This is a genomic window from Rhizobium rosettiformans (assembly GCF_016806065.1).
Taxonomy (GTDB): domain Bacteria; phylum Pseudomonadota; class Alphaproteobacteria; order Rhizobiales; family Rhizobiaceae; genus Allorhizobium.
Genome location: NZ_CP032405.1, coordinates 2,429,186 through 2,450,579, shown reverse-complemented (window position 1 = coordinate 2,450,579; position 21,394 = coordinate 2,429,186). Strand labels below are relative to the sequence as shown.

At 61.8% G+C, this 21,394-nt stretch carries 24 protein-coding genes; 8 read left to right on the top strand and 16 right to left on the bottom strand.

What is annotated here, in order from left to right; genetic code table 11:
* Positions 1-5: 5 nt before the first annotated feature.
* Positions 6-407, top strand: a complete 402-nt coding sequence (locus tag D4A92_RS11765) for a response regulator (protein WP_203013271.1) — start codon at positions 6-8, stop codon at positions 405-407.
* A 3-nt stretch (positions 408-410) separates the two neighbouring features.
* Here the strand turns inward: D4A92_RS11765 and D4A92_RS11760 are convergent, their stop codons facing one another.
* The 6 genes from D4A92_RS11760 to D4A92_RS11735 form a co-directional block, all read right to left on the bottom strand.
* Entirely contained in the window at positions 411-1,343 is a 933-nt protein-coding gene (locus tag D4A92_RS11760) for a glycine--tRNA ligase subunit alpha (RefSeq protein ID WP_203019928.1), read from the bottom strand.
* A gap of 125 nt (positions 1,344-1,468) precedes the next feature.
* Positions 1,469-2,608 (bottom strand): sensor histidine kinase, encoded by a 1,140-nt coding sequence (locus D4A92_RS11755; RefSeq protein WP_203013269.1) that lies wholly within the window; start codon positions 2,606-2,608, stop codon positions 1,469-1,471.
* 110 nt (positions 2,609-2,718) lie between these two features.
* Positions 2,719-2,913, bottom strand: a complete 195-nt coding sequence (locus D4A92_RS11750) for a hypothetical protein (RefSeq protein ID WP_076392673.1) — start codon at positions 2,911-2,913, stop codon at positions 2,719-2,721.
* A gap of 36 nt (positions 2,914-2,949) precedes the next feature.
* Positions 2,950-3,813, bottom strand: a complete 864-nt coding sequence (locus tag D4A92_RS11745) for a S49 family peptidase (RefSeq protein ID WP_203013267.1) — start codon at positions 3,811-3,813, stop codon at positions 2,950-2,952.
* A gap of 93 nt (positions 3,814-3,906) precedes the next feature.
* Positions 3,907-4,713 carry a tRNA1(Val) (adenine(37)-N6)-methyltransferase gene (locus D4A92_RS11740; protein ID WP_203013265.1) on the bottom strand — a complete coding sequence of 269 codons (807 nt, stop codon included), beginning with the start codon at positions 4,711-4,713 and terminating at the stop codon, positions 3,907-3,909.
* Positions 4,714-4,720: 7 nt separating this feature from the next.
* Positions 4,721-4,951, bottom strand: a complete 231-nt coding sequence (locus D4A92_RS11735; RefSeq protein WP_054148845.1) for a DUF2007 domain-containing protein — start codon at positions 4,949-4,951, stop codon at positions 4,721-4,723.
* 125 nt (positions 4,952-5,076) lie between these two features.
* Here D4A92_RS11735 and D4A92_RS11730 point away from each other — a divergent pair, with 125 nt between their 5' ends.
* The 4 genes from D4A92_RS11730 to moaB all read left to right on the top strand — a co-directional run bounded on the left by D4A92_RS11730 (position 5,077) and on the right by moaB (position 9,475).
* Positions 5,077-6,093 (top strand): polyprenyl synthetase family protein, encoded by a 1,017-nt coding sequence (locus tag D4A92_RS11730; protein WP_203013263.1) that lies wholly within the window; start codon positions 5,077-5,079, stop codon positions 6,091-6,093.
* Positions 6,094-6,213: 120 nt separating this feature from the next.
* Entirely contained in the window at positions 6,214-8,025 is a 1,812-nt protein-coding gene (locus D4A92_RS11725) for a tetratricopeptide repeat protein (RefSeq protein WP_203013261.1), read from the top strand.
* A 5-nt stretch (positions 8,026-8,030) separates the two neighbouring features.
* Positions 8,031-8,927, top strand: coding sequence for a 4-(cytidine 5'-diphospho)-2-C-methyl-D-erythritol kinase (locus tag D4A92_RS11720; protein ID WP_203013260.1), 897 nt, complete (start codon positions 8,031-8,033; stop codon positions 8,925-8,927).
* Positions 8,927-9,475 carry a molybdenum cofactor biosynthesis protein B gene (moaB, locus tag D4A92_RS11715; protein ID WP_203013257.1) on the top strand — a complete coding sequence of 183 codons (549 nt, stop codon included), beginning with the start codon at positions 8,927-8,929 and terminating at the stop codon, positions 9,473-9,475. Before D4A92_RS11720 ends, moaB begins: the two co-directional genes overlap by 1 nt.
* On the opposite strand, the gene D4A92_RS11710 is transcribed toward moaB, so the two are convergent.
* Positions 9,476-9,997 carry a glycosyl transferase gene (locus tag D4A92_RS11710; RefSeq protein ID WP_203013255.1) on the bottom strand — a complete coding sequence of 174 codons (522 nt, stop codon included), beginning with the start codon at positions 9,995-9,997 and terminating at the stop codon, positions 9,476-9,478.
* 131 nt (positions 9,998-10,128) lie between these two features.
* On the opposite strand from D4A92_RS11710, the gene D4A92_RS11705 reads away from it, so the two are divergent.
* Positions 10,129-11,286 carry a PA0069 family radical SAM protein gene (locus D4A92_RS11705; RefSeq protein WP_203013253.1) on the top strand — a complete coding sequence of 386 codons (1,158 nt, stop codon included), beginning with the start codon at positions 10,129-10,131 and terminating at the stop codon, positions 11,284-11,286.
* Positions 11,287-11,427: 141 nt separating this feature from the next.
* The gene (locus tag D4A92_RS11700; protein WP_203013251.1) at positions 11,428-12,102 is read left to right on the top strand and encodes a ribonuclease HII; all 675 of its coding nucleotides are present in this window, start codon (positions 11,428-11,430) and stop codon (positions 12,100-12,102) included.
* Between the two features lie 171 nt (positions 12,103-12,273).
* Here the strand turns inward: D4A92_RS11700 and D4A92_RS11695 are convergent, their stop codons facing one another.
* The 5 genes from D4A92_RS11695 to D4A92_RS11675 form a co-directional block, all read right to left on the bottom strand.
* Positions 12,274-12,753 (bottom strand): F0F1 ATP synthase subunit B, encoded by a 480-nt coding sequence (locus D4A92_RS11695; protein ID WP_203013249.1) that lies wholly within the window; start codon positions 12,751-12,753, stop codon positions 12,274-12,276.
* 5 nt (positions 12,754-12,758) lie between these two features.
* Positions 12,759-13,349, bottom strand: a complete 591-nt coding sequence (locus D4A92_RS11690; protein WP_203013247.1) for a F0F1 ATP synthase subunit B — start codon at positions 13,347-13,349, stop codon at positions 12,759-12,761.
* 81 nt (positions 13,350-13,430) lie between these two features.
* Entirely contained in the window at positions 13,431-13,658 is a 228-nt protein-coding gene (locus D4A92_RS11685) for a F0F1 ATP synthase subunit C (protein WP_006726635.1), read from the bottom strand.
* Positions 13,659-13,730: 72 nt separating this feature from the next.
* Positions 13,731-14,480 carry a F0F1 ATP synthase subunit A gene (locus D4A92_RS11680; protein ID WP_203019927.1) on the bottom strand — a complete coding sequence of 250 codons (750 nt, stop codon included), beginning with the start codon at positions 14,478-14,480 and terminating at the stop codon, positions 13,731-13,733.
* 57 nt (positions 14,481-14,537) lie between these two features.
* Entirely contained in the window at positions 14,538-14,900 is a 363-nt protein-coding gene (locus tag D4A92_RS11675; protein WP_006726633.1) for an AtpZ/AtpI family protein, read from the bottom strand.
* A 383-nt stretch (positions 14,901-15,283) separates the two neighbouring features.
* Between D4A92_RS11675 and D4A92_RS11670 the strand changes: the two genes are divergently transcribed.
* Positions 15,284-15,478: a hypothetical protein gene (locus tag D4A92_RS11670; RefSeq protein ID WP_203013245.1), complete on the top strand. Its 195-nt coding sequence runs from the start codon at positions 15,284-15,286 to the stop codon at positions 15,476-15,478.
* 7 nt (positions 15,479-15,485) lie between these two features.
* On the opposite strand, the gene D4A92_RS11665 is transcribed toward D4A92_RS11670, so the two are convergent.
* The 4 genes from D4A92_RS11665 to apbC form a co-directional block, all read right to left on the bottom strand.
* The gene (locus tag D4A92_RS11665; protein ID WP_203013242.1) at positions 15,486-16,661 is read right to left on the bottom strand and encodes a cell wall hydrolase; all 1,176 of its coding nucleotides are present in this window, start codon (positions 16,659-16,661) and stop codon (positions 15,486-15,488) included.
* Between the two features lie 192 nt (positions 16,662-16,853).
* Positions 16,854-18,755 carry a potassium transporter Kup gene (locus D4A92_RS11660; RefSeq protein ID WP_203013238.1) on the bottom strand — a complete coding sequence of 634 codons (1,902 nt, stop codon included), beginning with the start codon at positions 18,753-18,755 and terminating at the stop codon, positions 16,854-16,856.
* Between the two features lie 15 nt (positions 18,756-18,770).
* The gene (locus D4A92_RS11655; RefSeq protein WP_203013235.1) at positions 18,771-19,748 is read right to left on the bottom strand and encodes a magnesium transporter CorA family protein; all 978 of its coding nucleotides are present in this window, start codon (positions 19,746-19,748) and stop codon (positions 18,771-18,773) included.
* Between the two features lie 154 nt (positions 19,749-19,902).
* The gene (gene apbC / locus D4A92_RS11650; RefSeq protein WP_203013232.1) at positions 19,903-21,054 is read right to left on the bottom strand and encodes an iron-sulfur cluster carrier protein ApbC; all 1,152 of its coding nucleotides are present in this window, start codon (positions 21,052-21,054) and stop codon (positions 19,903-19,905) included.
* Positions 21,055-21,394: the final 340 nt, after the last annotated feature.

Sequence of the window (21,394 nt, the reverse complement as noted above, 5' to 3'; positions counted from 1 at the left end):
CTGCCATGATCACCGTGCTTTGCGTCGAAGACGAAAGAGACGTCCGCGAACTGATCGCCGAGGAACTCGAGGAGGCCGGCATCCGCGTGCTGCAGGCGGAGAACGGCAAGGAGGGCCTCGACAAGATCCTCACCCATCGGCCCGACATCGTGATTTCCGACATCACCATGCCGGAGATGGACGGGATCTCCATGCTCGGCGAACTGCAGATCAACCACCCGCAACTCTCCAACATGCCCTTCCTCTTCCTCACGGCGCTCGCCGACCGGGACAAGATGATCGAGGGACTGGGCGCGGGCGCCGAAAGCTACCTCACCAAACCGATCGACTTCGATGTGCTGATGGCCAAGATCCACGGACTGGTGGTCCGGATCGAAAACCGGGTAGCGGCGGGGCTGGAGTTTTAGCCCTTACGCAGCCCGGCCGAAGTTCACCCCACCTGCATCGGTCAGCAGGAACGCCTCGCCGCAGCTTTTCGCCAGCGCACGAACGCGGCCGATATAGGCCTGGCGTTCGGTGACCGAAATGACGCCGCGGGCATCGAGCAGGTTGAAGATGTGGGAGGCCTTTATGCACTGGTCATAGGCCGGGAAGACGCATTTGTGCAGGCGCTGGTTTTCCGAATCCGAGGGCGCGCCGGCGGCGAGCAGGGCCTGACATTCCTTCTCGGCATCGATGAAATGGCGATGCAGCATCTCGGTATTGGCGAATTCGAAGTTGTGGCGGGAATATTCCTGCTCGGCCTGCAGGAAGACGTCCCCATAGGAGATCTTCTCTTCGCCTTCGCGCCCGTTGTAATTGATGTCGTAGATGCTGTCGACGCCCTGAACATACATGGCGAGGCGCTCGAGACCATAGGTCAGTTCGCCCGCGACCGGCGAGCAGTCGATGCCGCAGACGGCCTGAAAATAGGTGAACTGCGAGACTTCCATGCCGTCACACCAGCATTCCCAGCCGAGACCCCAGGCGCCGAGCGTCGGGCTTTCCCAGTCGTCTTCAACGAAGCGGATATCATGCAGCAGTGGATCAAGGCCGATCGCCTTCAGCGAGCCGAGGTAAAGCTCCTGCAGGTTGGACGGGTTCGGCTTCAGGATCACCTGGTACTGGTAATAATGCTGCAACCGGTTCGGGTTTTCGCCGTAGCGGCCGTCGGACGGACGGCGCGAAGGCTGGACGTAAGCGGCGCGCCAGGGCTTCGGACCGAGTGCCCTGAGCGTGGTCGCAGGATGGAAGGTGCCGGCGCCCACTTCCATGTCGTAGGGCTGCAGCACCGCGCAACCCTTGTCTGCCCAATAGGCATGCAGCGTCAGGATCAGCGCCTGGAACGAGCGCTTGGGGTCCATGTGCGGGGCAAGGGGCGTGGTCATCGGGCTATCCATCGGGTTGGCTCAGTTTGCGGCCCGTCTGGTGCCATGAGCGGGCGGAAGGGTCAAGCGTCTCGGCTCTTGGCTTTGCAAGCCCGGAAGGATCACGTGTCGAGATCATCCGCATTGTGCAGTTTGCCGATCAGGGAAAAGGACACGCCCGTGGGCTCGAAGAGGATCGCAGCCTGCCCCTGGAAGAGATCGGAAACGACACGTTCGGTCAACCGAGAGCCGAAACCGCGACGGCTCGGCTCCGTCACCGGCGGGCCGCCGCTTTCCTGCCAGTCGAAGGTGAAACGGTTGTCCTCGCCCTTGCTCCAGCGGACGCTGATGCGGCCCTCCGGTCGCGCAAGGGCGCCGTATTTCGTGGCATTGGTGGCGAGCTCGTGGATTGCGAGCGATAGACCCAGTGCCTGCTGGGCGGAGAGATAGACCTGAGGGCCGACAATCGAGATGCGGTCGTCGCCGTCGACATGGGGCGCAACGGCCGTTCGTGCGATCGCGGTGATCTCGGCGGCCGTGACACTCATGCCGGTCAGCACGTCCTGCGCCTTGGCCAGCGTCTGGATGCGTCCGCCGATCGTGGTTGCCGCTTCCGGAATCGACGTCGCGCCGCGCAGGCTCTGACTAACGATCGACTGGACCATGGCGAGCGTATTTTTCATCCGGTGCGCGAGTTCGCGGTTCAGGAGCTTGAGTTCGTCCTCATGCCGTTCGCGCTCGTCGAGATGCTTCTGCGCCTCGAGATAGGCCTGCTGCAGCGCCTGACGGTCCAAAACCGCGCTCGTGGTCTCGGTGACCACGTTCAAGATGCCGGCAATCGCTCCCTGGTCATCATAGAGAGGGCTGTAGGAAAAGGTCCAGAAGCTGTCCTGCATGACCCCGTTGCGGAGGATGCGCAAGGGAAGGTTCTCGATCCAGGTGCCCTCGCCCGCCTGGGCACGCAGCACGAATGGCTCGACACCGTCCCAGACATCGCCCCAATACTCGCGAAACGGCTGACCGAGCGCGCTTGTCGCCCGACCGGCAAGCATCGGCAGATAGGCGTCGTTGTAGAACTGGAGAAGATCGTCTCCCCACCAGAAGCACATGGGTTGACGCGTGGCGAGAACCTGCCGAAGCGTCGTCACCAAGGCGGGCGGCCAGGTTTCGGGCGGCCCGAGCGATGTGCTGCTCCAGTCGAATGCACTGATATCGTCTGCCACTCGTCCCGGCACACCGAGAAAATGCATGGTCTGGCTCATGGGACTCCGGGATTGGGCGATACGCGAAGCGGGCTCGAAACGCCCTGAACGCCACTGAGTTTCCTTAGGTATCGGCTCGACGTGCTGAACTCAAGTCACAAGCATGTCGATCAATCATCATCCTCCCGACGCGGGCGGTACTCTCCGGTCTCGGGATCCTGAATGAGGGTCCCGATCGCCTGGTTCTCCCGCTCCTTTTCCTCGGCACGCGATTTTGCCGCCAGTTTCTCCGCATCCGCGACGAAGCGGCGATAGAGCAACCAGGCTCCACCCACCAGGATCGTCAGAAATATCAGCTGCGCCATGTCCCCTCGCCGTTAAGCCCTTCTTCGCCACGCCGGTCAAAGACCGTAGCGGCCCCATAGTGCCTTTTCTTCGAGCGTTTCGGCAAGGCCGGCGACCGCCTGGACCGCAATCTGGTCAGGCGCGGCAAAAGCACCAATGCCAGGCGCCCGCCGACCGAAAAGGCCCTTCTGGGCACCAATCAGTTCGAGGCGCGCATCCTTGCCGTAGCGGGTCTTGATCTCTTCGCGCAGTCCGCCGAGGCGATCAACGAGACCGAGTTCCAGGCCCTTGCGGCCCGTCCAGAACAGACCGGAGAACAGCGTCGGATCGTCTGCAAGCACCGTGCTGCGCCGCGCCTTGACCATGTCGATAAAGATTTCGTGGATCTCGAGCTGCAGCGTCTTCAGGTATTCGATGTCGCTTTCCTTTTCCGGCTGGAAAGGATCGAGGATCACCTTGTTCTCACCCGCTGTATAGACACGGCGTTCGACGCCGATCTTCTTCAGGAGTTCGGGGAAGCCGAAACCGCCAGAAACGACGCCGATCGAGCCGACAATCGAGGTCGCATCGGCAATAATCTCATCGCCTGCGATCGCAATCATGTAGCCGCCGGAGGCTGCGACATCCTCAACGAAAACGAGGACACGCTTATTCTTTTCCTCGGCCAGCGCGCGGATACGGTCGTAGATCATACGCGACTGCACGGGAGAACCACCCGGCGAGTTGATCGACAGCGCCACGGCGGGGCTGTCCTTCATGCCGAATGCCTTTTCCAGCTGGCCGGCAATCGAGGAGAGATTGAGCGCGGGGCGGAACCGCGAGCCGCCGCTCATGATCGGTCCGTGCAGCCTGACGACCGGAATGACGACGCCCTTTTTCTGGAAGCGCTTGGGAACCAGCCGTTTCAGAAAGTCTGCCATGGTCGCGTTTCAACTCCTCACGATCTTCACTCTGAGCGGAGATGTAAGACGCGCCGACGCAAACACAATGGTTTGCTCAAAAAATCAGTGTTTTCAACGCAGCCGCGGATAGCCGGCGCGACCGTTGCTCAGATTGTCGACAAAGGTCGCGAAGGCGTGACTGTCGGGTTTGTCGTGCATCAGGAGCGGCGCGCGCAGCTGTAGCTTCGCCCGCGAGCCTTTGATCGCGGAGACCAGGATACGGGTGGCATTTTCGCCCTCGCGTGGATGGATCGCCGTGATCTCCAGGCCGCCGAACCGCCGGCCGCAGGCGGCGATGATCTCGCCAATCGACTGTGGTCTGGCGATAAGCGACAGCTGTCCGCCGGGAGTCGTGATGGCGCCGGCGGTTCGGATCCAGCGGTCGAACAGATTCTCCGTCATCGCATGGGCCTCGGCCTTCAGGACATCTGGCGTCTTGCGGTCGCCGGGATCGTTGAAAGGCGGGTTCATGATGACGTGGTGGAAGCTGTCGTCGGCAAGGCCCGCTGCGAAGCGCGCCTTACCGGTCAAGGTGACATCGGCCTCGATCACTTCGGCGCGCTGCGCGAACTTCGCGTTTTCCGGCAGTGCGAGGCTCTTGCGGGCAAAGGCGGCCATGTCGCTCGAGCGCTCGACAAGCACGACGGCAGCATCGGGAAGGCGGGTGGCAACAGCCAGACCGGCGGCTCCTGCTCCAGCACCGAGATCGGCAACCCGGATCGGGCGATCGTCCACAACGAGAGAGGCGAGCAGCATGGCATCCATGCCGGCGCGATGGCCGCGTCCAACCGGCTGCACGAGATGAAAGCGGCCACGATGAAAGGCGTCGACCGTCTCGGCCAAGGGCGTGTCGACGAGGGGCTCTAGTCTTGTGACCATCGCGCCCTCACGCTTCGCGGTCGCGCAGTTCTGCCCCAAGGCCGGCATCGGTCAGGATGCGGCGGGCCTGGTCGACACAGTCCGAATCGACCAACAGGCGGCGCTGCAGCATGCCGAGCGAACCCTCAAGGATGCTCATGGACTGGTCTGCGATCATCGAGGCGATCCCGGCGTCACGCATCAGGCTTTCGGCAAAGGAGAGCAGGACGACGTCGTTGCTGCGAATGATCTCATGCATCGATTTCAGAACTCACTGTTAACAGCTAAACCGGCTTTCAGGCCCGGACCGAGGCAATTCGCCCCTTGCCGTGGCCTTCCCGGCTTTTTATGGTCGGCGACCAAACTGAACAGGAGTCCGGTGCGTTGGGCGTAGTCATACCGCTTGAGGAAAGCAAAAACAAACAGGCATCCGTCAAGCCTCTGGTGGACCTGACCAAAAGCGGCATGGAGCGCGTCAATCAGCTGATCCTGTCGAAGGCAGGCTCGGACGTCCAGATGATCCCGGAGGTGGCAAACCACCTGATCTCATCGGGCGGAAAGCGACTGCGGCCGATGCTCACGCTCGCGACAGCCGCCATGTTCGGCTACGAGGGCGATCATCACATCAAGCTCGCGACCTCTGTCGAATTCATGCATACGGCGACGCTTCTGCATGACGATGTGGTCGACGAAAGCGATCTGCGCCGCGGCAAGAACACCGCCCGCACCATCTGGGGCAACCAGGCAAGCGTACTCGTCGGCGACTTCCTGCTCGGTCAGGCGTTTCGCATGATGGTCGAAGTCGGGTCGCTTGAGGCGCTCGACGTGCTCTCGACAGCGGCCTGCGTGATCGCGGAGGGCGAAGTTCTGCAGCTCTCCGTCGCCAAGAACATGGAAACGACGGAAGACGATTATCTCGCCGTCATCCGCGCCAAGACCGCGGCGCTCTTTGCAGCGGCCGCCGAAGTCGGCCCGATCGTGGCTGGCACCGACAAGGCAACCCGCAGCGCGATGAAATCCTATGGCATGAATCTCGGCCTTGCCTTCCAACTGGTCGACGACGTGCTGGACTACGGCGGCAAGGCTGCCGAGACCGGCAAGAATGTCGGCGACGATTTCCGCGAGGGCAAGATCACGCTTCCGGTCATCCTCTCCTATCGCCGTGGCACGGCTGCCGAGCGGGATTTCTGGAAGGAATCCATCGAAGGTGGACAGAACGACGATGCAAGGCTCGAAAAGGCGCTCGGCCTGATCGGCAAATATGGCGCCCTCAACGACACGATCCAGCGGGCGCAGCATTACGGCACCATTGCACGCGATGCCTTGGCGCCCTTGCCCGAAACGCCGTGGAAAAGCGCCCTCAACGACGTGATCGACTTCTGCATCGCGCGCGTGAATTGACGCAGATCCAGCGATTGCCTTGCGAGGCTGCTTCAAAAAAGCCATTCTGTCCGTGAATCATCGCCAATCGCCCGCGCGCGGGCGACCCGCGCTTGCTCTCGGTTCTTGAAAGGCTCGTTCATGCGGCAAAGCTTTGCCCTTCGCACTCTCGCCGGCACCGCGGTTGCGCTGCTGCTCAGCGTCTCCCAGGCGCCGCTGGCTCTTGCTGCTGCCAATACCCAGCCCACCGAGGCCGAGAGTTTCGATATCGGTAGCGTCGATTCCTTCGCGGGCGCCTTCCTGGCCGCCCGGACAGCGGAAGCGGATCGCGATTATCCGAGTGCTGTGAAGTTCTACAAGAAGGCCCTGGAATTCACGCCGAACGAGCTTGAGCTTCAGCAGCGGCTGATGATTGCGCTCATCATGAACGGCGAGTTCGACGAGGGCGTGGATCTCGCCAAGGTTCTGGAGAAAGATCCGGCCGTGGAGCGAGTCACCTCCGTGGCGCTCGGCTTTCGCGCCATCCGAGACGGCGACTACGCGCAAGCGCTCAAGCACTTCAAGTATCAGGGACCGAACGATCTCGACCGGCTGATGAACCAGCTGCTGATCGCCTGGACCAAGGTCGGCGAAGGCAAGGGCAAGGAAGCGCTGAAGCTCGTGCAGGATCTCGATGGTCCGAGCTGGTACGGGATTTTCCGCAACTACAATGTCGGCGTCATGGCCGCGATGATCGGCGATGTCGATGCCGCCCGAAAGGCACTCACCGATACGGTGACAGACCGCAATGGGGGGGCAACCGCGCCTGATACCTTCGCCCGTTCGGTGATCGCGCTTGCAACCCTGGAGGCCCAGGCCGGCAACAAGCAAAAGGCTCTCGACGCCCTCTCGGCCGGTGACGAACTGATCACCAACTTCGCCCCCTTCAAGGCGCTCCGCACCGAGATCGAAGCCGGCGGCCAGCCGAAGCCGGTTGTCGCAACGGCAGCTCAGGGTGCAGCCGGCGTTCTCTTCTCGATCGGTGGTGCGCTGAACCGCGAAGGTGCCGAAGACACGGTCATGCTCTATCTCCAGCTGTCGCATGCGCTGGACAAGGATGCCGCCGACACGCTGATCCTGCTTGGCGGGATCGCCGAGAATGCGAAGCAGCCGGAAAAGGCGATCGCCTTCTACCGCCAGGTGCCCGAGACCTCGCCGATGCGGCGTATCTCCGAGCTGCAGCTTGGTCTGACGCTGGCCGAGACCGGAAAGGTTCAGGAGGCGCGTGAACATCTGCTCGCCCTGATCGCCTCCGATCCGCAGGATATCAGAAGCTATCTCGCCTATGGCAGCGTGCTGTCCGACGCCAAGGACTATGCGGCCATGGCGGACAATTACGACAAGGCGATCGAGATCATCGGTCCGAACCCGGCGCGGAACCACTGGTCGGTCTTCTTCCAGCGCGGCATCGCCTATGAGCGCCTGAAGAAGTGGGACAAGGCGGAGCCGAACTTCCACAAGGCTCTGGAGCTCAATCCCGATCAGCCGCAAGTGCTGAACTATCTCGGCTATTCCTGGGTCGACATGAACCGCAACCTCCAGGAGGGCCTGGAGATGATCAAGAAGGCGGTCGAGCTGCGTCCTGACGACGGCTATATCGTAGACTCGCTCGGCTGGGCCTATTACCGCCTTGGCCGATTCGAGGAAGCGGTGGTGGAGCTCGAACGGGCCGTCGAACTGCGCGCCGGCGACGCCACCATCAACGATCACCTGGGCGATGCCTACTGGCGGGTCGGGCGCAAACTCGAAGCCAAGTATCAGTGGAAGCGTGCGCTCGCCTCCGAGCCCGAAGAGGCGGAAGTTCCGAAGATCCAGGCGAAGATCGAAAAGGGCTTGCCGGCGATCGAGGCGGATGCTGCCAAGGTCGAGACCAAGCCGGTCGAAGAGCCCAAGAAAGACGATAAGAAGACCTGAACCGCATGACAGACACTGCAGAGCGCCGGCCGGAGCGGATCGTCGAGACGGCTCCGGCCAAGATCAACCTTGCTCTGCACGTCACAGGTCGGCGGGACGATGGCTATCATCTTATCGACAGTCTCGTGACCTTTGCCGAGGACGGCGACGAGCTCATTTTCGAGACGGCAGACAGCGACAGCTTCCGTGTCGTCGGGCGCTTCGCGGCTGCGCTCTCAGGCGATGACAATCTGGTACTGAAGGCGCGCGATCTGCTTCGGGCCGCCCTCAACGAATGCGGCCAGCCGCATGGCGCCGTGTCGATTGTCCTCGACAAGAGCCTACCGATTGCGTCCGGAATTGGCGGTGGCTCAGCGGATGCGGCAGCGACACTGCGCGGACTCTTGCGGCTTTGGAAGGCGCAGCTGCCGGCGGAGAGGCTGCAGCAGATCGCAGTGCAGCTCGGCGCCGATGTGCCGATGTGTCTTGCCTCGATGCCGCTGCGCGCGCGCGGGATCGGCGAGGAAATCGAGACAGTCGCCATGCCCTCCGTACCGCTGGTGCTCGTCAACCCGCTGAAACGGGTTTCCACGCCGGAGATCTTTCGCAGCCTTCAGCGCCGCGACAATGATCCGATCGGCGAGATGGACCCATCTTCCAATGTCTCTGCGTGGATGCAGTCGCTTTCAGCCCTGCGCAACGACCTTCAGCCGCCGGCGGAAGCGCTGGTGCCGGAGATTGCCGAGGCCTGCGACCTGTTGCGGCAGAGCCTTGCCGGTTACGTGCGCATGTCCGGCTCGGGCGCCACCTGTTTTGGGCTCTACGACACCGAGGCTGCGGCGATGAAGGCGGCCTTGGCTCTTTCGGCCTATCGGCCGAACTGGTATGTGCTGCTGACACGCACCGTTCCGGGAGAGAGATGATGAGCCGCATCGACGAGAGCCGCCCCTTCATTCCCGTGGGCATTGCCGTGCTCACCGTTTCCGACACCCGCAGCCTTTCCGACGACAAATCCGGCGACACTCTGGTGGCGCGCATCGAAGAGGCTGGTCACCGGCTTGTCGCCCGGGCGATCGTCAAGGACGACAAGACGGCGATCCGAGAACAGGTCGAGACCTGGACGAAGACGTCCGAGATCGATGTCGTCATCACCACCGGTGGCACGGGCTTCACCGGGCGCGACGTGACGCCCGAGGCGCTGGAGCCGCTGTTCGAAAAGCGCATGGATGGCTTTTCGGAAGTCTTCCACCGAATCTCCTACGACAAGATCGGCACCTCCACGATCCAGTCACGCGCGACGGGTGGCGTCGCCAATGCCACCTTCATCTTCGTGCTGCCGGGCTCTCCCGGCGCCTGCAAGGATGCCTGGGACGGGATCATCAAGCTTCAGCTCGACTATCGCCACATGCCCTGCAATTTCGTGGAAATCATGCCCAGGCTCGACGAACACCTGAGACGCAGCCAAGGCTGATTAGCGGCGCGCTTCGCGGGCGACCCAGGAGGGAATGATCTCGGAGTCGAGACGGCGGGGCTTATGGCCGCGGGCCAGCTGTAACAGCTCCCTGCCCTCACCTGCGAGCCCCTGTGCCTGACGCTTCGGGATCAGCAGGCCATTCTCAAGCAGCGGCGTCGAGCGCGTGAGCCGCCGATAGAAGGGCAGCCGGTATAACCGCGATTCGGAGAACCGGGCCGGCGCCTTGTTGAGCGCGACATATTCCGCAACCTCATCCACCCAACCCTGCCCGAGCCGCGCGCCCGGTTCGATCAGCAGCAGCCATTCGCCCCGCGCTGTCGCCAGCACATGCTTCATGTCCCATTGCTGATAAAAGCGGCATCCCGCAGCGTCCGCAACCACGGACGAGCCATCGGTCGAGCCGTGATCGAGCACGATGACATCGCTGACCAGACCCTCGACCGCGCCGGCCACCAGCACGGACAAGGTCTGTGCGAGCTCGGGTTCCTGGTCGTGGCATTCCATGATCACTGTCAGCATTGCCTATATCTATCGCATTGCACAAAGTTTTGCCACAGCCAGTTTCTTGAAGTTTGTTCTTGCATTGTTCTCCTTTTGCCGCTAGGAATAAAGTCATTGAGCGAGGCGGCAACGCCCGCGAGGAGCCAAACATGACCGAGCTGTCTCTTGTGAGCCAAGCTGCATTTCAGCCCGGCAATACGGCAGATATTGCCGATGCACTGATGAATGCGTCCGGCATGCGGATCGAGATCGATCGGCGGCGCGGACGTGCGGCCGGGATCAATCCGGCCGGCCGGTTCGAGAGCCAGGAACGCGTCGCCTTCGACGACGGCTGGCACACGCTCGAGGACATGCCACCCTTCCGGACCGAAGTTCAGGTCGAGAAGCCGCGCACGGTCATCACCCGCAACGATTCACCCGACATTCCCTTCGACCGGTCGATCAACCCCTACCGGGGCTGCGAGCACGGCTGCATCTACTGCTTTGCCCGGCCGACCCACAGCTATATGGGCCTGTCGGCAGGTCTCGACTTCGAGGCAAAGCTGTTTGCCAAGCCCGATGCGCCGCGCCTGCTGGAACGAGAACTGTCGAAGCCGGGCTACAAGGTGAAGCCGATCGCGATCGGCACCAACACCGATCCCTATCAGCCGATCGAGCGGGAATGGCGCATCATGCGACAGATCCTCGAAGTGCTGGACAAGGCGAACCACCCCGTGGTGATCGTGACGAAGTCGGCGCTCATCCTGCGCGATATCGACATCTTAAAGTCGATGGCCGAGCGCGGGCTGGTCAAGGTCGGCATCTCAGTGACCACACTGGATCGCAAGCTCTCACGCACGATGGAGCCCCGTGCCTCGACGCCGGCCAAGCGGCTGGAGGCGATCAAGACCCTGTCGGAGGCCGGCATTCCCGTGGCCGTGATGATGGCGCCCGTTATTCCGGCCCTCAACGACCACGAGATCGAACGGATCCTCGACAGCGGCAAAGCCGCAGGGGCGACGGAGGCGAGTTATGTGCTGTTGCGCCTGCCGCTCGAAGTGAGCCCGCTCTTCCGTGACTGGTTGCTGCAGCATTACCCGGATCGCTATCGGCACGTGATGTCGCTGGTGCGCTCGATGCGCGACGGCAAGGATTATGATGCCGAATTTGGCAAGCGGATGAAGGGGGCCGGTCCCTATGCGTGGCAGATCAGCCGTCGCTTCGAGATGGCGACCAAGCGACTCGGTCTGATGCGTCGCAGCCTGCATTTGAGGGAAGACCTGTTCATCTCGCCCAATAGCGACGGCGTGCAACTGTCGCTGCTCTGATTTGGGTTTGTTTTTGTTTTCCGGTGCCGTTGTCCGCCGCCTCGCACCGGATGTAGTCCCTGGTAAGCCGCCCCCTTCGCCATGATCGCGATCGGGACCGGGGACTTGCAGGAGGTCGGGTGCGCGTGCGATTTCTGCCGCATGAAACGTCGCACGCCACCCGATTCTCCTGGCCTCTTTCCAGACATGCCGCTTGTCCCGGATTTCTCGCTGGAGAGCCGCGCCAAGCGTCAAGGCCTTTGGCCGGTGGCCGGGACGGATGAGGCCGGCCGCGGTCCTCTGGCGGGCCCTGTGGTCGCCGCAGCCGTGATCCTCGATCCGAAGCGGATCCCTGATGGGCTGAACGATTCCAAGAAGCTCTCCGCCGCCCAGCGCGACGTGCTCTATGAGCATATCTTGGCCGAGGCGACAGTTTCGATTGCGTCCTCTTCGCCTAAGCGCATCGATCTCATCGATATCCGCAAGGCGAGCCTCGATGCCATGCGCCGGGCCGTCGCCGGTCTCGACCACGAGGCCCGGCATGTGCTGGCCGATGGCCGAGATGTTCCCCCCGGCCTGGTTTGCGCCGGCGAGGCCGTCGTGAAGGGCGATGCGCGATCGGTCTCTATCGCCGCCGCCTCTATCATCGCCAAGGTGATGCGGGACCGCATGATGGTGAGGGCAGGTCTCGTCTATCCCGGCTATGGTTTCGAGGTCCATGCCGGATACGGCACGGATCGCCACCGCAGCGCCATCGCGACGCACGGCCCCTGCCCCTTGCATCGGATGAGCTTCCGGCCGTTGAAAATCGCAGCGCCAGCGGACGAAAATCTCTAAAATCCTTGTCCGCGCTTAGCCACGATCTTGCCCGCGCATGTGCGTCGGCGAGGCACAGCCGATCAAAGGTCACGCTGCTTCACTCGACGGCCCTCAGCCGAACAAGAAAACGCCCCGAGCGGAGACCGATCGGGGCGTCAGAATGAAGATGATGTCGGCAGTCGGCCGGCCTTAATTCAGGCGCGACTTCACTTCACCGACGGAGGCCTTGAACAGCGTCTGCTGCACGGCTTCGTCAGACTTCTTAGCCAGAACCTTCTCGGCAGCGGCAATCGCCAGGTCGACGGCTGCGGCGCGAACGGCGTTCACGGCTTCAGTCTCGGCCTGCTTGATCTTCTGCTCGGAAAGCGCGTTGCGGCGTGCAACGAACTCTTCGGTCTTCTGCTTGGCTTCCGCGGTCAGGGCAGCCGCTTCGCGCTCGGCGGCAGCCACAATGGCTGCAGCCTCGGCTTCGGCTTCCTTGCGCTTGCGCTGGTACTCGGCCAGCAGGTGCTGGGCCTCTTCGCGCAGACGCTTGGCCTCGGCCAGTTCGTCACGGATCTTGTCGGCGCGCTCGTCGAGAGCCTTGCCCATCATGCCCGGTACCTTCAGGTAGGCGAGCAGGACGAAGAAGAGAACGAGGGCAACGAGTGCGAAAAATGAAGCGTCCATGATGCTTACGCTCCCTGCTTGGCGACGCCGGAGACGGCGGCCTTGATGTCGGCTGCGGTCGACTTGGCGCCGATCAGTTCTTCAACGATCGTGCCAACGGTGTCGATGGCGATCGTGTCGACTTCCGCGAAAGCGCGCGCCTTGATATCGGCAATGCGGCTTTCGGCAGCGGCGATCTTGGCGGAGAGTTCCGTCTCAATCGCAGCACGCTCCGCATCGGCCTTGGCCTTGGATGCGTCACGAGCGGCAGAAGCGATCTGGCCGGCTTTCGCCTTGGCCGCGGTCAGCTCGCGCTCGTAGGTTTCGATGGCGGCATCGGCTTCGGACTTCAGACGAGCAGCCTCGTCGAGATCCTGAGCGATGCGGTCGTGGCGGTTCTCAAGAATGCCGCCAAGGCGCGGAACGATGACCTTCTGCATGAGCATGTAGAACACGCTGAACGTGATCACCAGCCACAGAAGCTGCGACGGATAGGTCGAAAAATCGAACGGCGGGAACACGCCGCCGCCATGAGCCTCGTCGTGGGCCACGCCGGTCTCTGTGTGAAGCTGGCCTTCTGCCGGGGTTTCCTGGGCAAAGGCGGGGGTCACAAACATGCTCACCTCCAGGTGTATGCTCAAATGCGCGAGATCACGGCTGCCTTGTCGGCGCGCCGTGATCTCAAACTCCAGCCGTTATTAGACGGCGAACAGGAGAAGGAGAGCGATGAGCAGCGAGAAGATGCCCAGAGCTTCCGTAACGGCGAAGCCGAATACCAGACGGCCGAACTGGCTGTCAGCAGCAGACGGGTTGCGCAGTGCGCCGGTCAGGTAGTCACCGAAGATACGGCCGAGAGCGAGGGACGTACCAGCCATGCCGAGGCATGCGAGACCCGCGCCGATGTACTTTGCTGCTTCCGCTTCCATATGGATACTCCTTCGAATGGGTTGTTGCGGCTGTTTTTGACACCCGGGACACCGGGGCCAGCGACTTTATTCTCAGTGACCACCGTGCACGGCGTCGTTCAGGTACATGCAAGTCAGTACCGCGAAGACGTAAGCCTGCAGGAAGGCAACGAGAAATTCGAGAGCGGTCATGGCGACCGTCATGATGAGAGGCAGGATGGAGCCTGCGACGCCGACGGCACCGGCAGCACTCATCGACACGACGAAGCCTGCGAAGACCTTCAGCGTGATGTGACCGGCCAGCATGTTGGCGAAAAGACGGACGGAAAGGCTGATCGGACGCGACAGGAAGGACACGACCTCGATTGCAGACACCAGCGGCAACAGGGCCACCGGCACGCCAGACGGCGCGAAGATCGAGAGGAAGTGCAGTCCGTGCTTGTAGAAGCCGTAGATCAGGACCGTCAGGATCACAAACAGGGCCAGCGCGAAGGTCACGATGATCTGGCTGGTGATCGTGAAGAAGTAGGGGAACATGCCGAGCAGGTTTGCCGTCAGGACGAACATGAACAGCGAGAACACCATCGGGAAGAAGTGCATGCCCTTGGCGCCAGCACCTTCGCGCAGCATGGAGGCAATGAACTCATAGGCCATTTCGGCGACCGACTGCATGCGCGTCGGGATCAGGCCGCGATTGGCTGTCGAGAAGTAGAGGAAGCCCGACGCAGCGGCAACGGTTGCCACCATGAACAGGGATGCGTTGGTGAACGAAAAATCAATCCCGCCGATTTCGATCGGTACAATCGGCTTCACAAGGAACTGGGAAGTGGGATCGTTTGCCACGTTCTGCTCTTTCGCTTTCGCCGCCGAAGCGGTCATTCTCGTTTCCGGGCCGGCGCGTCAGCGACCGTTGCCCTTGTCGTCCAAGTCCAGTCTGCGATCCGCAGGATGTGGCGATGCCACGACCCCGACGACGCGCATGACGTTCAACACGCCGGCGCAGAAACCGATCATAAGCATGACGATCATGCCCCACGGCCCCGTGCCCACAAAGTAGTCGAAAAGATAACCCAGGAGGGCACCGACAATGATGGCGGAGATGAATTCGCTCGAGATCTTCATTGCCATACCATATCCCTTACGGGTCTGGTCGGCATTGATCTCGGCTCGCTCGTCGTCCTTGACCTTGGCGTCCCGCTCAGCGAGTTCCGTGGTCAGCCGTCTGCGGCGCTCTTCCAGATCTTCTTCCCGGTGGTCCGTCATGGCTTTCTCCGACCGTCGCCTGTCTCAAGCGCCGTTTATGCGCCCGAATTGAATGCAGAAACGGCGAGATAGAAACCCTTCTGGCCCGCTTTGAAGTCGGGCGCACCATAATTTTGAGCCCCTGCATAGTCAAGGCGTGACAGCACCAAGTTTCACCACAAATTAACCCCGAAAAATCATAGACTTAAGTCCAAGATGCAGAATCGTCGCAGATGACGGACGACAAATCCGGTCAATCCGTCGCAACCATGGACCAGAATCTGCCACATTCACGGAGACGTGTGGGTCGGTTGATTGCAGGCTCAGGGCGGGCATGCGTGACGATTGCGGAACGGGGACGGACATGGGAGGCTCCTGGGAGACGTCCTGCCCGGGGGGAAGAGATGACGCGCTTTCTAGTCCGCATCCTGATCAGTGTCATCCTCGGCTGGATGATCGGCGTGCAGGCAGCATTCGCCTTCGGCCCGGAAGGCAATCTGACGCCGATGCTTTACATCTTCGTCACGGTGCCACTCACCTATGCCTTGTCATTCCTGGTCGTGCCGCTGCTGTCGAACTGGCTCGACAGGCAGCGCTGAAGGGTTTTCAGCTCCAGCCGCCGCCATAGGTGCGATAGAAGATGTGCTTGCCGATCTTGTCCACGCGCTTCATCGTCGGGCCCCAGGCGGGCTTCACATAGGTCGCGTGGTAGTGGGTGGCGGAGCCGACATCCTTGAACCAGATCTTGCCGGCAGTGACGGCCATGGCAATCTCCTTGGCAATCTTCCAGTGGCGCGGAGACGTGACGATGTCGGGGATACGATCGCAGGCGAAGGAGAACTGGCAGCGGTTGCGCCAATTTTCGTTCTGATAGACCACTCCGCAGATCGTGTCGGGATAATGCGGATTGCGCACCCGGTTGAGGATGACCTGGGCGACGGCCGCCTGGCCCTTCACCGATTCGCCACGGGCTTCAAAATAGATGCCTTCCGCCAGGCACTTCTGTTCCTTGTCGGAAAAGACGGCCGCCGGCAGCGGCGTCGCGGCCCAGGCGTGATCCTCGGGATCGATATCGGGGATGAAACGGCCCTGGTCTTGCTGCTTGTCGGTCAGGATGCTGTCGAAGGGCGAAACGCTCGCATAGTCCGGGGCCGGTGGCGCATAGGCAGTCGCCAGCACATCAGGCACGGAATTGGTCACGAGATCTGCAATCATCGGCGACAGTGAGGGATCGGCGACCGGCTTTTCGCGCTTGAAATAGAAGCTTGCGAGTTCGACGGGCTTGGACTTGTCTTCCTCGCGGGCAAAGACGGACGGTGTCTTGAGCTCCGGCTCCATAAGCGAGCTCGTCCGCTGCAAGATAGATCCGGCCGAGAAGGCGCGCGGCGGCAGCATGGGCTCGACGGCCATGACCCGGCCCTTCTTCTGGTCGCGGGTGACACGCATTTCGTCCGGCAAGGAATCAGGATCGGCCTTGCCGCCATCGAAAGCGATGCGGCGACCGTCGGGCAGGATCAAGCCAGCACCACCGGACAGCGCCTCGGACGCCTCCCCTTCCGAGAAGGCGAGACTGGCTTCGTGGATCGAGCCGGCCGGCGTCGACGTCATCACCATGCGCCAATTGCTGGCACCGCGGTCGAGACCGGTCAGAAGGCCCGCCATATCGGCCTGAGCGGCGACGGTGGGGAAGATCAGCCACGACGCAAGGCCGAAGACCAGGGGAGAGGTCCAGTTCTCCAGTCGGGAGAGGACCTTCTTCGAAGGACGAAACTTGGGACGCAAGGCCACACTCCAACACACGCTGACACGGGTCCGACGCTTCGAACCCAAACAGGATTACATTAGAGGAATATCTCTCGTTAACCTTGATGCTTGGTTAATGCGCGATCACAGCTTTGGGAGCAGCAGGGCAAAAATGGCAGGACCGCCGGGCATGCCGACGGTCCTGAAGCTCATGGAGGTATGTTGGGCCGGTCAGATGATGACGTGTGATCCGAGTTCGATCACGCGGTTTGCCGGCAGGCGAAAATAGTCGGACGGGTCGGCCGCTGCCTCCGCAAGCGCGATGTAAAGCCGGTCCTGCCAGTGGGGCATGCCCATGCCCTGGCCGGCGACCAGCTTGCGACGGCCGAGATAGAAGGAGGTCGACATGATGTCGAACTTCAACCCGCCACGGCGGAGGCTCGCCAGCGTCTTGGAGACGTTCTGCGTTTCCATGAAACCGAAGCGGATCTCGACCCGCGAGAAACGTTCGGACAATTCCTCGACCGCAAACCGATCCACCTCGGCGATCCGGGGGCGTCCAAGTGTGCGGATCGTCAGGATGATGTTGCGCTCGTGGATGACATGGTTGTGCTTCAGATTGTGCATCAAGGCGGCCGGCGCACAGGTCGGGTCGCTGGTCAGGAAGATGGCCGTGCCGGCGACGCAGGTCGGGCCGTGTTCGCCCTTCTTCTCGATCATGGCGATGAAGGCTTCAAGCGGGACATCGTCGCGGCGGGTCTTCTGGAAGAGGATCGCCGTGCCGCGGCGCCAGGTCCACATGACCACGGTGAAGGCTGCGGCGAAGAGGACCGGTATGTAGCCGCCATCATGGATCTTCAGAAGGTTCGCGCCGAGGAAGACCAATTCGAGAAGGAGTAACGGGGTCAGCACCGCGGCTGCGAGCGCCAGGCTCCAGTTCCATCTCTTGCGAACGAATTCGAAAGCCATGACGGTCGTCACCACCATGGCACCGGTTACCGAGATGCCGTAGGCGGTGGCGAGCGCCTCCGAGCTTTCGAAGAGAAGAACCAGCGAGAGCACGCCGACGAGCAGAAGTGTGTTGACCGAGGGCAGATAGATCTGGCCGCTCTGGGTTTCGGACGTGAACAGGATCTGCATGCGCGGCAGGAAGCCGAGGTGTATCGCCTGGCGAACCAGCGAAAACGCGCCGGTGATCACGGCCTGACTGGCGATGATGGTGGCGAAGGTCGCGAGGATGACGATCGGCAGCAGCGCCCAGGATGGAAACATCAGGAAGAAGGGATCCGAGGCCGTGGAGGGATCGCTGAGGACCAGCGCCCCCTGCCCCAGATAATTCAGCACGAGCGCCGGAAAGACGAGCGCGAACCAGGCAAGCTGGATCGGCTTGCGGCCGAAATGTCCAAGGTCGGCATAGAGCGCTTCCGCACCCGTGACGGTGAGGAAGACGGCGCCGAGGACAACAATGCCGAGAAAGCCTTCGTGCAGCAGGAAGCTTGCCGCATACCATGGATTGAAGGCGGCAAAGATGCCGATGTCATCAAAGATATGAATAATGCCGCCAGCTGCCATGACGATGAACCAGAGCGCCGTGATCGGCCCGAAGTAACGGGCGACGGCTGCCGTACCGCGTGACTGGACCGCGAAAAGGCCAATCAGGATCGCAAGCGAAATCGGCACGATGTAATCGGACATATCCGGCGCAACGAGCTTCAAGCCCTCGACGGCCGACAAGACCGAGAGCGCCGGCGTGATCATGGAATCGCCGAGGAAGAGTGCGGCGCCAATCAGGCCCAGCACCATCAGGACCGGGCCGTGACCGTTTGCCGACTTAGAGAGCAGCGCCAGAAGCGACAGGGTGCCGCCTTCGCCGTCATTGTCAGCACGCAGCAGAAAGAGGACATATTTGAGCGTGACGATGATCGTCAGCGACCAGATCATCAGCGAGATAAGGCCGATGATTTCGACGCGGGTGATGCCGTCGACACCGATCGGCTTCAGGGCCTCGCGGAAGGCATAAAGCGGGCTGGTGCCGATGTCGCCGTAGACGACACCGACCGAACCGAGGGCTAGAAGAAAAAGACTGCGTGCATCCTTCGGACCAGCCGCGGGCTGGTGATCGAGTTGTGGCATGGGATACCAGGCTCGTCAGAGCCAGCCTTTCCAACGGAAAAACAAGAAGGGGATGATGGCGGAGAGCAGCATGGCAAAAAGCGCCATGGGGTATCCGAAGTTCCATGCGAGTTCGGGCATGACTTCAAAATTCATGCCGTAGATCGACGCGACAAGGGTCGGCGGCAGAAAGACCACCGAGGCGATCGAGAAGATCTTGATGATGGCATTCTGCTCGACATTGATGAGGCCGAGCGAGGCATCAAGCATGAAGGTGATGTTGTTGGCGACAAAAGCCGCGTGCTCGCCAAGGGATTGAAGGTCGCGGACAACCAGGCCGCAGAGTTCGGCGGCATCTTCCTCCCGGCGCACCGCCGGCTGCGACTGCAGGAATAGAACCAGGCGAGACAAGGAGACGAGGCTATCACGCACCTTGCCTACAAGCTGATGATGGCTGGCGATATCGAGCAGCTTGTCTTCCAGGAAGCGCGGCGGACGGCGCTTGGCGGCCTTGCGATTGACGAAGACCGTGATCGAGAGCGCATCGAGGCGTGAAGCCAGCGTTTCCAGGATCTCGGCGGTCCGGTCGACAATCGTCTCCAAGAGATGGCCGAGCAGTTTCGCGCCGGTGTCGCACTGTCCGTTCAGGCGCAGGAGGCTCGCACTGAAGAGTTCGAAGGCCTTGGGCTCGGCATAGCGGATGGTGATCAGGCGTCCGCGATGGAGAATGAAAGCGACGTCGGTGAGCAACGGATAGCTGGAATCGGCTCTGTAGAGCAGCGAGGCCGTCATGTAGATCGCATCGTGCTCGACATACAGCCGGCTGGACGGTTCGATGTCCTTCAGCTCTTCCGGTGTCGGAAGTGGAATGCCGATCCGGCTCTCGACGAAGTGCTCCTCGTCGCGGCTCGGCTTGATCAGGTCGATCCAGATGATGTCATCGGGGAAATTGCTGGCTTGAGGCTCGGCGCCGATGATTTCGGCACTTCCGTCTCGTCGATAGGCCCGTATCAAGGACTGGTCACCTTCATGGCACGCCGCGCGGTTTGGATCCGGAACCAATCATAGTCCCGGATGGAACGCCAAAGCAATTGTTGCAGCACAGCAATGCAGCCGGCGCACGCTTCAAGAAGGCGCGATGCCGGCCGAAGCCCCCTTCAAGCGGCGATCATTCGAAGACGATCGCCGGCGCTGCGCGACCCGATCGAGCCTTGACCTGTTCCCAGGCCTTGGTCGCGATGTCGCGGTAGATCTTCGCCTGCGGCCCGTCGGGCTCACTCACCACAACAGGCGTTCCGGCATCCGAGGTCTCGCGGATCGAGATGGTGAGCGGCACTTCGCCGAGGAAGGGCACGCCGATCTTCTCGGCCTCGGCCCTCGCGCCACCATGACCGAAGATGTCGTAGCGATTGCCCGTATCCGGCGCGATGAAGTAGCTCATGTTCTCGACGATGCCGAGCACGGGCACTTCGACCTTGTTGAACATGTTCAGGCCCTTGCGCGCATCGATAAGGGCAAGGTCCTGCGGGGTGGAGACAATGACCGCCCCCGACAGCGGCACCTGCTGGGCCATGGTCAGCTGCGCATCACCGGTGCCCGGCGGCATGTCGACGACCAGCACGTCGAGATCGCCCCAGGCGACTTCGCGCAGCATCTGCATCAGGGCGGACTGGACCATCGGGCCGCGCCAGATCATCGCGGTCCCTTCATCGACGAGGAAGCCCATCGACATAACCTTGATGCCGTAATTCTCCATCGGCACGATGATGCGGTTCTCGATCTGCTGCGGGCGCCCGGTAATGCCGAGAAGGCGCGGCATGGAAGGACCGTAGACATCGGCGTCAAGAATGCCGACACGCAGGCCGTTCGCCTTCATCGCCAGGGCCAGGTTGACGGCCGTGGTCGACTTGCCGACGCCACCCTTGCCGGAGGCGACCGCGATGATGGCTTCGATGCCAGGGACTCCAGCCTTCGTGCGCTGTGGTCCGCTCTGCGCCGGGCCATGACTGTGGGCGTGGTTGTGGGCGGGGGCTGCAGGCTGCGGGCGCGGCGGCGGGGTGGCGCCCTGTTTGCGCTCGGCTGTCAGGCTGACCACCGCACCGCTCACACCGGGCAGAGCCTTCACTGTTCGCTCGGCAGCCTGGCGCAGTGGCTCCAGTTCCTGGGCGCGCTCGGCAGGCACATTAATGGAGAAGTAGACCTTGCCGTCGGAGATGAAGACATCCGATACCATGCCAAGGTCGACAATGTTGCCATCGAGATCCGGTCCGCGGATCCCCTTCAGCGCCTCAATCACCCGATCACGCGACAGTTCGGCCATTTCAATCTTCTTTCCACTTACGTCTTTCACGTCTGCGAAATCAGATAAGGGAGCAGGAGACATTCGCCAACAGCAAATACGGATCGTGGCTGCGACCATTGCGGCCAAAACAGACAAGCCGCCTGCGGAGAGCACCCCCCGCGGCGGCTTGTCAGGCTGCACCCGTTAACGGGTGTCGTGCAACGTCCCCTCTGGACTGGCACTAGCAATGCAGAAAGCGTGCCAGTTTTCAAAGGGCGGGAAATGTGGCTGCAAAGGCGTTATGTGCCTCACCAGATCGGAATTGTGCCGGGAAACTAGGCTGACGTGGTGGGTGGCGCACAAAAATGCACCAGCGTTT

Excerpts from the sequence above, each read along its gene's own strand:
- D4A92_RS11765 (WP_203013271.1), top strand. The coding sequence starts at position 6 with ATGATCACCGTGCTTTGCGTCGAAGACGAAAGAGACGTCCGCGAACTG.
- D4A92_RS11760 (WP_203019928.1), bottom strand. The coding sequence starts at position 1,343 with ATGGACCCCAAGCGCTCGTTCCAGGCGCTGATCCTGACGCTGCATGCC.
- D4A92_RS11755 (WP_203013269.1), bottom strand. The coding sequence starts at position 2,608 with ATGAGCCAGACCATGCATTTTCTCGGTGTGCCGGGACGAGTGGCAGAC.
- D4A92_RS11750 (WP_076392673.1), bottom strand. The coding sequence starts at position 2,913 with ATGGCGCAGCTGATATTTCTGACGATCCTGGTGGGTGGAGCCTGGTTG.
- D4A92_RS11745 (WP_203013267.1), bottom strand. The coding sequence starts at position 3,813 with ATGGCAGACTTTCTGAAACGGCTGGTTCCCAAGCGCTTCCAGAAAAAG.
- D4A92_RS11740 (WP_203013265.1), bottom strand. The coding sequence starts at position 4,713 with ATGGTCACAAGACTAGAGCCCCTCGTCGACACGCCCTTGGCCGAGACG.
- D4A92_RS11735 (WP_054148845.1), bottom strand. The coding sequence starts at position 4,951 with ATGCATGAGATCATTCGCAGCAACGACGTCGTCCTGCTCTCCTTTGCC.
- D4A92_RS11725 (WP_203013261.1), top strand. The coding sequence starts at position 6,214 with ATGCGGCAAAGCTTTGCCCTTCGCACTCTCGCCGGCACCGCGGTTGCG.
- D4A92_RS11720 (WP_203013260.1), top strand. The coding sequence starts at position 8,031 with ATGACAGACACTGCAGAGCGCCGGCCGGAGCGGATCGTCGAGACGGCT.
- moaB (WP_203013257.1), top strand. The coding sequence starts at position 8,927 with ATGAGCCGCATCGACGAGAGCCGCCCCTTCATTCCCGTGGGCATTGCC.
- D4A92_RS11710 (WP_203013255.1), bottom strand. The coding sequence starts at position 9,997 with ATGCTGACAGTGATCATGGAATGCCACGACCAGGAACCCGAGCTCGCA.
- D4A92_RS11705 (WP_203013253.1), top strand. The coding sequence starts at position 10,129 with ATGACCGAGCTGTCTCTTGTGAGCCAAGCTGCATTTCAGCCCGGCAAT.
- D4A92_RS11700 (WP_203013251.1), top strand. The coding sequence starts at position 11,428 with ATGAAACGTCGCACGCCACCCGATTCTCCTGGCCTCTTTCCAGACATG.
- D4A92_RS11695 (WP_203013249.1), bottom strand. The coding sequence starts at position 12,753 with ATGGACGCTTCATTTTTCGCACTCGTTGCCCTCGTTCTCTTCTTCGTC.
- D4A92_RS11690 (WP_203013247.1), bottom strand. The coding sequence starts at position 13,349 with ATGTTTGTGACCCCCGCCTTTGCCCAGGAAACCCCGGCAGAAGGCCAG.
- D4A92_RS11685 (WP_006726635.1), bottom strand. The coding sequence starts at position 13,658 with ATGGAAGCGGAAGCAGCAAAGTACATCGGCGCGGGTCTCGCATGCCTC.
- D4A92_RS11675 (WP_006726633.1), bottom strand. The coding sequence starts at position 14,900 with ATGACGGACCACCGGGAAGAAGATCTGGAAGAGCGCCGCAGACGGCTG.
- D4A92_RS11670 (WP_203013245.1), top strand. The coding sequence starts at position 15,284 with ATGACGCGCTTTCTAGTCCGCATCCTGATCAGTGTCATCCTCGGCTGG.
- D4A92_RS11660 (WP_203013238.1), bottom strand. The coding sequence starts at position 18,755 with ATGCCACAACTCGATCACCAGCCCGCGGCTGGTCCGAAGGATGCACGC.
- apbC (WP_203013232.1), bottom strand. The coding sequence starts at position 21,054 with ATGGCCGAACTGTCGCGTGATCGGGTGATTGAGGCGCTGAAGGGGATC.